The sequence below is a fragment of the Rothia uropygioeca genome (assembly GCF_004136585.1).
Taxonomy (GTDB): Bacteria; Actinomycetota; Actinomycetes; order Actinomycetales; family Micrococcaceae; genus Rothia.
In genome coordinates this window covers 638,204-651,451 of record NZ_NOIR01000002.1, presented here as the reverse complement: position 1 = coordinate 651,451, position 13,248 = coordinate 638,204, and the positions used below count along the sequence as shown (strand labels likewise).

Here is a 13,248-nt window from a genome sequence, read left to right as displayed (position 1 = left end):
AGTCGGCACCCAACGGAAAACGCCGCCCCAGGAAGAAGAAATCTTCCGAGGGCGGCGCCATAAATACGAGGGGGTGTGTCCAGTCAGACGTAAACGTCTAGGACGCGCGGCGGGCGCGTGCGGCGCGGCGTTTCATCGCGCGTCGCTCGTCCTCGCTCATTCCTCCCCAGACACCGGAGTCTTGGCCGGTTTCCATGGCCCACTGCAAGCAGGTGTCCATGACGGTGCAGCTTCGGCAGACGGCTTTGGCCTCCTCAATTTGAAGGAGGGCCGGACCGGTATTTCCAACCGGGAAGAAAAGCTCAGGGTCCTTTTCGAGACAGGCTGCGCGACTGCGCCAATCCATCGATGCACGCTCCTTGTTTCACATGTGATGCCCCGTCATGACGCGCCAAAATCGGTTCGCCAGCGAGTAATACAAATAAAGAGCCCCCAGGACGGGGGCTTGATTGAGAACTTCTTAAAGGTTCCCACGTAAACTTCTCGTGAACAAGAGGGTCCGTCTGTCAAATTGACACATTAGTGATGTTTTATCTCACACTCGAGAGCGCTTGACACGGAAACCATCCCAGGCGTGATCACGCGGTCGAGCGGGAATTTCTGGTGGATCAGTCGGTTCGAATCGGTCCCGTTAGAATGGGCTCATGACTGACTCTCGATCGGAAGAAGCACGCTTGGAGAATGAGCCTCGGGTGAGTCCTTCCCGCCCCGTTTTCGTCTTGGCAGGTCTTGTCGGCCTCGAGGGTCTCTGTCTTGTCGGAGCAGGAATTTTTCAAACGGTCGAAGTCTTCTTCCAGGACCACGCCATGCCTTTCGGCGCCATCGTCATTATGTCCCTTCTGTACATCGGTTATGGCCTGTGGCTAATAGGAGCAGCACGGAGCACCGTCAAGGGCAGTCTGTGGCCGCGGGCTCTCATATTGTTGACCCAGATCTTTCTGATTGTCATCGCACTTCAGATGGCATCCGCGTGGGGCTGGTTACTCGTGGCCGTTCCCGTCCTGTACGGAGTACTTGTCGGTGTGCTGTTGTTCAGCGCCGCTGTCCAGAACCATCTTCTGCGAGCGAACGGACTCCGCGAGAGATAGCTCCGCTTCGGCGTGACGCGGTCTCCGAGAGCTTCTAGCCATACGGGGGATCTTGAAGCGCTCCCACGTCCCATGTGACAGGACCAATCCTTCGTCTTCATCGAGGCGGAGTTTGTAGGGAGGCGTTGGCTCAGGCCGAAACCCGCACGAACCATTATGGATCGGGCCCGCGAAAATCGCGCTCGTCGAGGAGCGTATCGATTCGGCCCATCGGCAGGTGATCGTCGCCGGTGATCCCATGGGAAAAGTGAGAATCGCCAAACGGTGGGAATGAACGATCTCATCGACCCGATCCATCTCGGCAAGAGGCCAGCTCGGCACGTCTCGGACAACGGCCACGTTTGAGCCTGAGCCTGCGGGGGTATGTTCCAGCACCTGACCCAGCCCAGACGCCATTGGATTGTTTCCCGCCTCGAAGATTCGCCAGCCCAGATGTGGGTTAAAATTCGTCAGTACGTCCAGGAGCTGTTCTTCAGTGGTGCGTGACGCGTAGACCAACGCAAGTGCTTCTCCGGGGACGGCCAGCGCGCGACATTCCTTCGGCAGAGGCGAGCTTACGCCTACCAGGAGCTCGATTCCGGGCTTTTGCCCCGGGCCAGCTGGATACGGCTCTGGGTCGGTCACTCGAACCCTCGATCCGCGATGGTCTGGCAGGCACCACGTCAATTTCGGCCGCGGCCTCCTCATCATCGGTAAATTCACGACAGGTGCGATCGGTCGCCGTTTTGTCGAATCGCTCTCCTGTTTCGCCCGGACCAGATCGGTGAGGTCCCTGGTTGCATTCCGCGAAGGCGGAAGCAGTCCCAAGGGTCCCCGGTTCCGGGTCATCGTTCCTTCGCAGATCCACAGGTCGTCGAGCAGTTCGGCGGATTCGCGTGGGTGAGAAAGACGAAATTCATTGGAATCCGAATCTTGGGCAAAGATTTTGGCGGGGCAGTATTGTCGGATGTCGGGCGGAAGTCTTTTGCCCCCGAGAAGCGCGAGATTCCAGTGGGCGCCGTGAGCAACGACCAAATCCTGAATGTTCTTCGCGAGGTCGTAGCCGAAAGCCACGAAGCTCTCGAGGAGCCTGTCGGTGCCCTGAACGATCACTAGGACAGGATTCGAAGGGCTGCTCCGTGGCGTGCGAATGAGTTCGGTGAGGACTTCTACAACGAAGAGCGGGTCCGCCAGATCGGCCGCGCCACGAATATCCAGACCTGCCGTCGACGCCTTAGTGATCGTAAGGTGAAGTTCCGGATCGCATGAGATTGCGTAGATCGGCTGATTCGCCGTTGCCGCTGACATCAAGAGTCTTGTTGCAAAACTAAGCTGACGCTGAACAGGTCCGACGACTTCGAGCGCGCCGAGTTCTCGACCCGTCCACAGCACAGGGCCTTGCCAAGCACGTCGGGGGATTTCGCCGTGGCCCAGGTACAGGCCGGGAGAGTGAACTGTAGCCATACTGCCTGCCACCATGTGCGGATCCGAGAATCGGGAAATCCGATTGTCCAGGCGCGGAGGTATGACCGGAGCCGTGGAACCCGATTCGATCATCCGAACCCGTTCCGTGAATTCGGCGATATGTTCGCCGAGAATCGAGTCTGTCGAAGCGGACGTCTTGCCCGTTCGGCCAGAACCCACTTCCTGGTGTGATGACCGTGGGATCCTCAAAGGCTTGAGCGGTGGGGTCCTGGGAAGAGCATCCACATGAATGGCGTGAAAATGCAGGACCGCGCCGGCAACGCTCACGTATCCCGTGCCTGGGCTAGTCGCCGGAAGTTCTGCTGCTTGGGGAGTGCCGATCACGCCGACGGATTCGGGTTCGGAGGCGACGCGGAAACAGACGTTTACCGATACGTTCGCCCGAATATCGGAAGAAATTGCGCCTTGTGGCCGTTGGGTGGACATGACGAGGTGGATTTCGAGTGATCGGCCTGCCGCCGCTATGTGCATGAGCCTGTCCATGGCAGTGGGGAATGTGTCGACCAGGATTCTGAACTCGTCGACGGCGACCAGGATTTCCGGTAGCGGGCACCGCTTCGTGCCGGAATCACCACGGAACCCTTTGGTGTATTCCGGCCACGAGTGTGCTTTGACGTCCGCGAAGAGCGATTCCCTGCGGCGAATTTCCGCCTCGATGAAGGCCAAGCCTCGGAGGATGACAGGTTCGTCCAGATCGGAGAGAGCCGAGTGGACATGCGGCAAACGAGCTACAGGTCCGAAGCTGGTACCGCCCTTGAAGTCGATGAGGATGAACCCAATACGGTCCGGCGGATACCGCAGAGCCAAGGAAGTGAGAATTCCTCGCAAGAATTCTGATTTCCCTGATCCGGTGGTCCCGGCAACCACGCAATGTGGGCCGATTTCATTCAAGTCGTAGCTCAAGAGCTTTCCGCTTTTGGCGTCTTTCCCGAAATCAACCATGAGCGCTGCATCCTTTCGCGACAGTGACCAGCGGTCCGAAGCAGTCTCGATGGCGAGGTCTTCCCGAGTGGACAGCCGGCAGGAGGTCACGGACCGGTTGACGGGTACCAGAGAACGATTGACGTGGACCAATATCTCCAAGAGGTCCAGCGGTGGAATATCCGGTGCAGAGCACGTCAGTCCGACTCCGCTCACCGCCCCTATGCAGCCGTCCTTCGCTGTGCCTTCGGGCCTGATCACGAGTCCGCCGGGGGATGGGCTGACCAGAATCCCGTCCCACGCGGCAGGCGGAGAGAGGCGAGGAGAGTCCAATCCGATGAAAACGATCATGCCTGGACCGTTCTCCAGCGTGAATCGGTTCGCGCATACCAGCGAAACGGGAGGATTCGAGAGCGACGGAGCACTGTCGTCCGAGAAATTCACGAGCTGTCCCCACCGTCGTGAAAACTCTCGACAGATGTCGCAGTCTGCAGGACAAGCGGCCCATTCAAGGGGTAGACCGTCCACCAGCAAATGGGCAAGCAACGTAGCCATGCCGTCGTCGCGACCGTCCGTGCTCATCAGCAGGAGATGGGGGACCCGAAGGCTCGTCAACACAGGCATGTTCTGCGCTGTATAGGTCGGACTCGAAAACCTATCCGAAATATGAAGAGCGCGAGGGCCTCGCCCCCACCTGACCCACAGCTCTTGTGCAGACGTCTCATAGGGACGTCGTCCACGCGGCGATGGAGGACTTCTGCTCCACTCCGTAGAAGACTCGAGTCGAACAACGACCTCAGCAATTCGGGCTCCGATGGGAGGTACGAGGCGTGCGATGGAATTGAGCTCGCGGGAACGGGCTTCTGCGAACAGTTTTCGATCACGGCCCTTGCCTCGGCCCTTGGCCCACCAGTGGGCCAAGGTCACGATCGAACTCAAGCATCCGAAGAGGAGCATGAACCACATGTTCCAGACCAATGCGGTCACCACGCCGAACAGGATCGGCACGAGGCTGGTGAACAGCAAGATTTTCCGACCCTCCGAATCGCTGGCGAAGCGGAGATCTTGTGCGGGCAAGGGAAGGTGCGACACGGACAGGGGACGTTTTGTTGTCCAGTCCTCAAGCTCGAGGCGTGACCCGTTGACAGTAATGATCTCACCGCATGCGAGCTTGGTCACAGGTTTCTGATCGGCTGGACGGAAGACGGCATGTTGATCAGTGACGTTCAGCGTGGCCGCGAAAGGAGGTAGATGCGGGTTGCTCAAAGAAATATCCGTGAGGTCCCGCCCCATGGTGAAACTACCCCTCCTGACCGGGAAGTTGGTTCCGGCTGCGAAACCCTCGGTGCAGGTGATTCTGAGGGGCGCTGGCTCAGCTGGCGGGGACGAACCCTCTGAAGCGCGAATCATGGCTCCCTCGACGAACGGTGGGGATCCGAACTTCGCTTGATGAAGTGGGATACCTCCTACATGCCACGTTGTTTGATGGCCGATGTGCTCGTTGAGGAGGTCTTCGATGAGTGCCCCCTGCGTTCCGACGGAGGCTGAGATCCTCATCGAAAACCCTCGTGAAACCGTTGGATCAAAAATCGAAATATTGAGCTCCATACCGTGATCTAACTCTGCAAGGGGGCGGTCTTCGCCCGAAATGACCAAAGCGGCCAACAATTGTGTACCGTTACCCCGGATACCCCCGGGGTCAATACGGTTGTGGACGGGCGAAGACGTTGGTCCTGGTTGAGGGTTATTTCTGAAAAACTTCTCGATGTTCGGCTGGGCTTAAGGCATGTCTCACCACCGTGTTGTAGCTTGGTAAGTCGGGACTCCTGGAGAATCGATGCTGTGGGTCAACAGATGATTTGTCGCCGCATGCTTTCTACTAGGATCGAAATCGAGAGATCCGTGTGCGATCGAAAGGTCGGACGCGGACACGTCAGCCCTCGGGCCCATCAGCGGCCCTGGCTCAAGAGCAACAGGAGTTTTGCGTGAACGCAGATCTAGTGGTCGTAGGATCTGGTCTTTTCGGATTGACCATCGCCGAGCAAGCGGCGACGGAGTTGGGACTCAAGGTTGCCCTTCTTGACCGCCGTTCGCACATCGGTGGTAACGCTTACAGCGAGAAGGAAGAGAAGACTGGAATCGAGGTCCACCGCTACGGTGCGCACCTGTTCCACACTTCCAACGAGCGGGTGTGGGATTACGTCAACCGCTTTACCGAGTTCACCAACTACGTCCACCGCGTTTACACACGGCACAATGACGAGGTTTTCCCCATGCCGATCAACTTGGGGACGATCAACCAGTTCTTCCGCTCGGCGTACAGCCCTCAGGAAGCCCGGGATCTCATCAAGGAGCAAGCCGGGGAACTTGCGGGCACCGATCCGGAGAACCTCAACGACAAGGGCATCCAGCTCATTGGTCGTCCGCTCTACGAAGCGTTTATCAAGCACTACACTGGCAAGCAGTGGCAGACCGATCCCAAGGACCTGCCGGCGTCGATCATCAATCGTCTCCCCGTCCGGTACACCTATGACAACCGGTACTTCAACGACACGCATGAGGGCCTCCCGGTCGACGGCTACACCGCCTGGCTCGAACGTATGGCCGATCACCCCAACATCGAGGTTCACCTCGACACGGATTTCTTCGATGACAGCCACGAGTTCTCTCGCTCCAAGGTTCTCGGCCAGGTACCGGTCGTCTACACGGGTCCCGTGGACCGCTACTTCGACTATGCCGAGGGGGATCTGTCCTGGCGCACGATTGATCTCGAAGAAGAGGTGCTCCCGATGGAGGACTTCCAGGGTTGTTCGGTCATGAACTATCCGGACGAGGGCGTGCCTTTCACACGTATTCACGAGTTCCGTCACTTCCACCCGGAACGGGACTACACGAAGGACGCCACCGTCATCATGCGCGAGTTCTCCCGTTTCGCAGAAAAGGGTGATGAGCCCTATTACCCGATTAACACCGACGTGGACCGTCAGAGGCTGTTGAAGTACCGCGACTTGGCCCGCGGAGAAGAATCGGTTCTCTTCGGTGGACGCCTCGGAACCTACAAATACCTGGACATGCACATGGCCATCGGCTCTGCGCTGTCTATGTTCGACAACAAGATCAGGTCGCACTTCCAAGGCGGCCAGAAGCTCGAAAGCGGGGGAGTGGACGCGTGAGCAGTCAACCGACCGAACCCATGACCAAGAACCTCAAGACCCTTCAGCGCGTCATTTTCCCTCCGGCCGAACAGATGGACACGGTTCCGCTGTACGTCGACTCGGGGCAGGCGACGGGCGTGCAGCTGTCGACCATGAACGGTTCTCTGGGCACCAATGACGCCCTGTCGTCGTCCAAGAAGACCTCGTCAGAGTCCGATGGTTATGCATCCAGCCCCATGTCGGACACGCACGCGGAAGATTTCATCGACCGCCGCTCGACTCTGATTCGTGCCGGATCGCGTTTGTCCTTCGCGACCTATTTCAACGCCTTCCCTGCCTCGTACTGGAAACGCTGGACGAGTATCGAAGATATTTGCCTGTCCGTCCACACCCAGGGTGAGGGCACGGTCATCATTTACAAGTCCAATGCGCGAGGCTCGCTTCAGCGCGTGGACTCCCGCCGGGTCTCCGGAAAATCGCACTCGACCTTCGATCTGCCACTCAAGCCCTTCGGTGACGGCGGCTGGTACTGGTTCGACCTGGTCGCCGGCAATGAGTCCCTGGTCCTGGAGAAAGCGGATTGGAACGGCTACACCGAAGCTGAAACCAAACCGGGCCGGATTACGCTCGAAATCACGACGCTGAACAAGCCGGATTTTTGCCTCAACAATCTTCGTTCCTTGGCCCAGAGCCCGGAAGCGCTGGACGCGATCCAAGAACTTCTGATCGTCGATCAGGGGAATAAGAAGGTTCAGGACGAGGACGATTTCGAAGAAGTCGCCGCTACACTGCAGGGCAAGCTCCGGATCATCAACCAATCGAACCTTGGCGGTTCCGGTGGTTTCTCCCGCGGCATGTACGAGTCCGTGGAGAACGGCAGCGATTACGCGTTGCTCTTGGACGACGACGTCGTGGTGGAGCCGGAATCGATCATACGTCTTCTGACTTTCGCTGATCTTTGCCGCAAGCCGACCATCGTGGGCGGCCACATGTTCGATCTGTACAACCGGACGGTTCTACACACGTTCGGCGAGATCGTCAATACTTATCGATTCCAGCCGGATCAGCCGCACGAGGAGCAAACCCTGGGTCACGACTTCCTCAAGTCGAATCTCCGGAGCACCCCGTGGCTGCATCGCCGCGTCGACGTCGACTACAACGGTTGGTGGATGGACCTCATCCCGACCAAGGTCATCAAGGAACTGGGCTTGGCGTTGCCGGTCTTCATCAAGTGGGACGACGCCGAATACGGGCTCCGGGCCAAAAAGGCCGGCTATCACACGGTCTCGCTGCCTGGCGCCGCAGTATGGCACGTCTCCTGGATCGACAAGGACGACTTGGTCGGATGGCAAGCCTACTTCCACATTCGTAACCGGATCATCGCAGCGCTGCTGCACTCGCCGTATGAACGCGGCGGGAGGCTCTTGCGCGAATCGTCCTATGCGGACGTCAAGCATTTGATCTCCATGCAGTACTTCACCGAACATGGCCGCATCCTGGCGTTGCGGGACGTGCTCCAGGGGGCGGATCAGCTGCACGAGATCCAGCCGCAACGTCTTCCGGAAATCAGGGCACTGATGAAGGAATACTCCGACGCCCAGTTCAAGGAGGACATCGAGGCGTTCCCCGAACCCTATATGTCGAAGCCTCCCCGAAACGGCCGAGGCTTCCGGGCACCGTCATACAAATCCCTCGTCCCGTGGGCTATCAAAACGGTCACCAAGCAGCTCATCAAGCCCGTTGACTCTGCCTTCCACGAGCACCCGCAGACGCACATCGCGCACCAGGACAATCGGTGGTGGCGAATGTCTCAATACGATTCCGCACTGGTTTCCAACGCGGAAGGCACCGCGGTCTCGTGGTACCGTCGCCAGCCGGAGCAGTTGCGGAATAAGCTCGTCGAGGCGACGCGGCTGCACGCCGAAATCTTGCGCAACTGGTCTTCCCTCAGGAAGCAGTATCGCGAGGCGGCATCTCGCATCACCTCACTTGAGGCATGGAAGCAAACCTTCGATCAGCATACGGATTCCGAACTGAAGCGATGACAGATATCAGCAATAGAGAGTTTCAGCGCCCCGGTCGAGGCCGGGGCCTGCTGGACGTCTTCAAGCACACATTCCTGCTTCGGCTCCTCGTCGACAAGGAACTCCAGGTCCGGTACCGCGGCTCGATTCTCGGTATCCTCTGGTCCTACGTCAAGCCCGGCGTACAGTTCATTGTCTTCTATATGGCCCTCGGCGTCTTCTTGGAGTTGAACAAGGGTCTCGAGAATTACGCCGTCTACCTGTTCTCCGGCATCGTGCTCATCAATTATTTCGGTGAAGCCTTTGGGAACGGGGCCAGGTGCTTTGTTGGCAACGGGGCGCTGATCAAAAAGATCTACCTTCCACGGGAGTTGTTTTCGGTCTCGACCATTTGGGTTGGGCTCATTCACTTCGTGCCTCAACTTCTGGTCCTTCTGATAGCGGACTTCGTGGTGGGCTGGCACCCCAACATTATGCAACTGGCGTGCGCTGTGGTCGGCCTCGGTATCCTGACGGCCTTCGCTTATGGTCTGGGACTGATCTTCGGCGTCGCCAACGTCTTCTTCCGCGATTCCGAGAATCTCGTGGACTTGTTGGTCATGGTCCTGACCTGGGCATCCCCGATTATGTACCCGTGGGAGCGAGTCGCTGACAAGGCCCCGGACTGGGTCCTTCACCTTTACCTGTCCAACCCGATTACCGTTGCTGTGGAGCTTTTCCACTACGCTTTCTGGTACCCCACGCTCAGTATGGATTGGCACGTTCCACCCCATCTTCTGACGTTGTGGACTCCGCTCGCCATCGTGATCGCTATCGTTACCGTTGTCATCGGTGACTTGCTCTTCCGCAAGTTCGAGGGCAACTTTGCACAGGAGCTCTGATTCATAGTGTCATGGCTCGATAACGACCCCGAGCTCTCGAAGCCGATGCCGCCGTACGTTCCTTCGTCGGAGCCGGTAGTCATCAAAATCGACAATCTGGTCAAGCGCTTCGTCTTGAGGCACACACGTTCGATGAAGGAAGCCTTCGTATGGCTCATCAAAGGGCGCAAGGGCGATCTTTCAGAGAAATTCAACGCCCTCGACGGCGTTTCGCTGAATATTCACGAGGGTGAGCGTGTTGCCCTTCTCGGACTGAACGGTTCCGGCAAGTCGACCTTGTTGAAATTGATCTCCGGGGTTATGCACGCGGATGAAGGCGACCTCGTGGCCCGAGGCCGGATCGCTGGGCTCATTGAGGTTGGCGCTGGTTTCCACCCTGACCTAACCGGCCGGGACAACGTGTACCTCAACGGCGCGATCCTGGGTATGACCAGGGAGGAGATTGACGAGAAATTCGACTCCATCGTCGAATTCTCGGAGATCGAACAATTTATCGATACTGAAGTCAAGTTCTATTCCTCGGGTATGTATTTGCGGCTGGCTTTCGCCGTCGCGGTGCATACCGATCCCGAGATCTTCCTGGTGGACGAGATTCTGGCCGTCGGTGATGAGCCGTTCCAGAAAAAATGCATCAAGAAGATCAAGGAGCTTTCGCAGCGGGGCCGGACCCTGGTCGTGGTGAGCCACGACCTCGATATGGTCAAACGCCTGTGCGAGCGAGGCGTCGTGCTCGAAAACGGCAAGATCGTCGAAGACGGCGACATCCGGGACGCCGTCGCGCATCTTCGGCCGGACGGCTAGGACTATTACGGGGGTGGCCCACTGCTTTTTGGCAGTGGGCCACTACTCGTTTAAGGGGGTTACGGGGGTAAAGTGATGCAAATGACAAACGCGCCGGCTCCCGCAGAAATGGTCGTACACGTAATTGCCGACCCCGGCCTTCCGACGGGCAGGCTGTCCGCGATTCGCGACTCTTTGGAGAACCGCCTGCAGGTGCTCTCCAAGTTGAAGATCAGGGTAGAAACGCAGAGCGAACTCATCCGGATTCGACCAGACAACACCCTCGAGACCCGCCTTGTGGAGCATCTGTCGGAGGGACGAGTCGATGTGGTCGTCCTGCTGACCGAGATCCCGCGTTACCTCGACAAACGCCCGCTCATCGCCGAAGCCTATCCTGATGAGCGAGTCGCCGTGATTTCCTGCCCGACGCTGGGAGCGTGGGCGACCAAGTCCAAACTTCTGCGGGTCGTCACCGACTGCACATACCGACTCATGAACGCGGAGCACGTCGCGGAGACCTACATCGACGACGGTTGGGGGCAGTGGGTCAGTCGTGATGACAGATCCAGCATGATCATGCTCGCCAACCCCCGGACGGGGCTGCCCCGCACGGTGTTCGGCGTCATCATGGCCAACGAGCCGTGGCGGACGGCGCCCAAGCTCTCGAGGGCGCTGGCGGCCGCTTCTGCAACGGGTGCCTTCGGCATATTCTACAATTCGATCTGGCAGATGTCCGAGGCCCTGAGCTCCAACAGGTTGTTCGTCATTTCTGCGCTTGCGGTGATCTCGATGGTCGGCTGGTTGCTTTTCAGCAATCGGCTTTGGGAACAACCGAAATACGACCGGTTGTCCGTGATCGTGCTGCTGTACAACCTGTCCACCGTCACAACCCTGCTGTTCTGCGTCGTCGCACTGTATATAGCGCTGTGGGTCTTCATCTTCGTGGCAGGGGTCATTGTTATCGACCCGACGTTCATGGCGAGTGTGATCGGAGGTGACGTCAGTATCACCAACTACATGGCCATCGCGTGGTTGAGCGCCTCCATGGGGGTCGTTGCCGGTGCCCTCGGGTCAGGCTTCGACGACCAGATGGACTTGCGCCACATCACCATGGGCTCGAGGGAGCGGCAGCGTGCATATACCCAGCAGGATGATCCGACGGGAGGCAATCCCTCCCGCTAACCGAGATTGCGGTAGCGCATGGCGCGCTGGGCCTCACGCTTGTCTTGGGCCTCGCGCAGGGCGTGCCTTTTGTCGTATTCTCTCTTGCCCTGGGCCAGAGCGATTTCGACCTTCGCTTTGCCATCGCGGAAATAGAGCTGAAGAGGTACGACCGTGAAGCCGGTTTCCTTGGTCTTCTGATCCAGCTTGTGGAGCTCTTGACGGTGGAGGAGGAGCTTCCGACGCCGTCGAGCCTCGTGATTAGTCCACGAGCCGTGACCGTATTCGGCGATGTGAATGTTCTCCAGCCAGAGCTCACCCCTGGTCATCTGGCAAAAGCCATCCACGATAGAGGCTCCTCCGTCTCGCAAGGACTTAACCTCAGTACCCAGAAGGGCAATCCCGGCTTCATACGTATCCAGGATGGTGTAATCGTGACGGGCCTTGCGGTTGGTCGCTATGACCTTGCGCCCGTCGTCGTTCTTTTTAGCCATGAGTCTGTTGATCTGGTTCTTCTGCCCGTCAGGGCATCGGTGAATGGACTATGAATGGTCCGACTGCCGTTGACCGGCGCGCCATCGGATTCCGGCGTCGATGAAGTCGTCGATCGCTCCATCGAAAACCGCACTGGGATTACCTTCCTCATGGTTGGTCCGAAGATCCTTGACCATTTGGTAGGGGTTCAGAACATAGGAACGCATCTGGTCTCCCCATGAGGCCTTAACGTCACCGGCAAGCTCTTTTTTCTTCGCGTTTTCTTCTTCTTGGCGCTGAAGAAGCAAACGGGACTGCAAAACGCGCAGGGCGGCGGCCCGGTTCTGGATCTGCGACTTCTCGTTCTGCATGGAGACGACGATGCCGGTGGGTATGTGCGTCATGCGAACAGCAGAGTCCGTTGTATTGACCGACTGACCGCCCGGGCCGGAAGAGCGGAACACATCCACTTTAATCTCGTTCTCCGGTATGTCAATGCTGTCTGTCTGCTCGATCAAGGGGATGACCTCGACCGCCGCGAACGAGGTTTGTCGCCGACCTTGGTTGTCGAACGGGGAGATGCGAACGAGTCGGTGAGTGCCCGCCTCCACTGAAAGCCTGCCGAAAGAATAGGGGGATTTGATCTCGAAGGTCGTGGACTTGAGTCCGGCTTCCTCCGCATACGACGTGTCCAGCACCTTGGCCGGATAACCGTGCTTCTCGGCCCAGCGCAGGTACATCCGCATGAGCATCTCGGCAAAATCGGCTGCATCGACGCCGCCGGCTCCGGAACGGATCGTGATGACGGCTTCCCGAGGGTCGTATTCTCCCGAAAGCAACGTAACGATCTCGAGATCGGCCAAGGCCTTTTGAATCGAGGAAAGCTCCGAGTCGGCTTCGTGGAGCAGATCCGCGTCTTCCTCTTCCCGAGCCAGCTCGACCATGGTCTCGAGGTCATCGATTCGGCCCAGAAGCTTCTCGAGGCGATCCAACTCCGATTGACGGTGCGAGAGCTTGGAAGTGACCTTCTGAGCCGCATCGGGGTCGTCCCAGAGATTGGGAGCGGCCGCGGCTTCTGAGAGTTCCGCGATGGTCGCACGGAGCCCCTCGACGTCGCTGACCTGCTCTATTTGAGCATAGGTAGCGCGGAGGTCCTTGATTGCTGCGGAAAAGTCGGTGGAAGCCATATCCACCAAGTCTAGTCGATTGTCTAGCCCTCAGCCTCCGAAGAGGTGAGTCAGGGCGAATAAGAGACGGCTTCGCGCCTCCGCCTCGGCCGCGCAGACTTCGGGCTCTCGGC

The 13,248-nt window shown here is 58.4% G+C and carries 10 protein-coding genes; 6 read left to right on the top strand and 4 right to left on the bottom strand.

Annotated elements, in window-relative coordinates:
• Positions 1–97: 97 nt before the first annotated feature.
• Positions 98–346 (bottom strand): WhiB family transcriptional regulator, encoded by a 249-nt coding sequence (locus EWR20_RS07240; RefSeq protein WP_129359941.1) that lies wholly within the window; start codon positions 344–346, stop codon positions 98–100.
• Between the two features lie 298 nt (positions 347–644).
• Between EWR20_RS07240 and EWR20_RS07235 the strand changes: the two genes are divergently transcribed.
• Entirely contained in the window at positions 645–1,088 is a 444-nt protein-coding gene (locus EWR20_RS07235; protein WP_129359940.1) for a hypothetical protein, read from the top strand.
• Here the strand turns inward: EWR20_RS07235 and EWR20_RS07230 are convergent.
• Positions 981–5,030, bottom strand: a complete 4,050-nt coding sequence (locus EWR20_RS07230; RefSeq protein ID WP_165000982.1) for an FtsK/SpoIIIE domain-containing protein — start codon at positions 5,028–5,030, stop codon at positions 981–983. The two genes, EWR20_RS07235 and EWR20_RS07230, sit on opposite strands and share 108 nt — an antisense overlap.
• 428 nt (positions 5,031–5,458) lie before the next feature.
• On the opposite strand from EWR20_RS07230, the gene glf reads away from it, so the two are divergent.
• From glf to EWR20_RS07205, 5 genes are all read left to right on the top strand, one after another.
• Entirely contained in the window at positions 5,459–6,646 is a 1,188-nt protein-coding gene (gene glf / locus EWR20_RS07225; RefSeq protein ID WP_129359938.1) for a UDP-galactopyranose mutase, read from the top strand.
• A 20-nt stretch (positions 6,647–6,666) separates the two neighbouring features.
• The gene (locus EWR20_RS07220; protein WP_129360172.1) at positions 6,667–8,673 is read left to right on the top strand and encodes a glycosyltransferase; all 2,007 of its coding nucleotides are present in this window, start codon (positions 6,667–6,669) and stop codon (positions 8,671–8,673) included.
• Complete coding sequence (locus EWR20_RS07215; protein ID WP_178945555.1) at positions 8,670–9,533, top strand: ABC transporter permease; 864 nt, start codon at positions 8,670–8,672, stop codon at positions 9,531–9,533. Before EWR20_RS07220 ends, EWR20_RS07215 begins: the two co-directional genes overlap by 4 nt.
• Positions 9,534–9,578: 45 nt before the next feature.
• Complete coding sequence (locus EWR20_RS07210; RefSeq protein ID WP_129360173.1) at positions 9,579–10,334, top strand: ABC transporter ATP-binding protein; 756 nt, start codon at positions 9,579–9,581, stop codon at positions 10,332–10,334.
• 81 nt (positions 10,335–10,415) lie between these two features.
• Positions 10,416–11,495 (top strand): hypothetical protein, encoded by a 1,080-nt coding sequence (locus EWR20_RS07205; protein WP_238147630.1) that lies wholly within the window; start codon positions 10,416–10,418, stop codon positions 11,493–11,495.
• Here EWR20_RS07205 and smpB read toward each other — a convergent pair.
• Both smpB and prfB read right to left on the bottom strand, forming a co-directional pair.
• On the bottom strand, positions 11,492–11,968 hold the full coding sequence (gene smpB / locus EWR20_RS07200; RefSeq protein ID WP_129359936.1) for an SsrA-binding protein SmpB: 477 nt from the start codon (positions 11,966–11,968) through the stop codon (positions 11,492–11,494). The two genes, EWR20_RS07205 and smpB, sit on opposite strands and share 4 nt — an antisense overlap.
• A gap of 48 nt (positions 11,969–12,016) precedes the next feature.
• Complete coding sequence (gene prfB, locus EWR20_RS07195) at positions 12,017–13,135, bottom strand: peptide chain release factor 2 (protein ID WP_129359935.1); 1,119 nt, start codon at positions 13,133–13,135, stop codon at positions 12,017–12,019.
• Positions 13,136–13,248 lie beyond the last annotated feature (113 nt).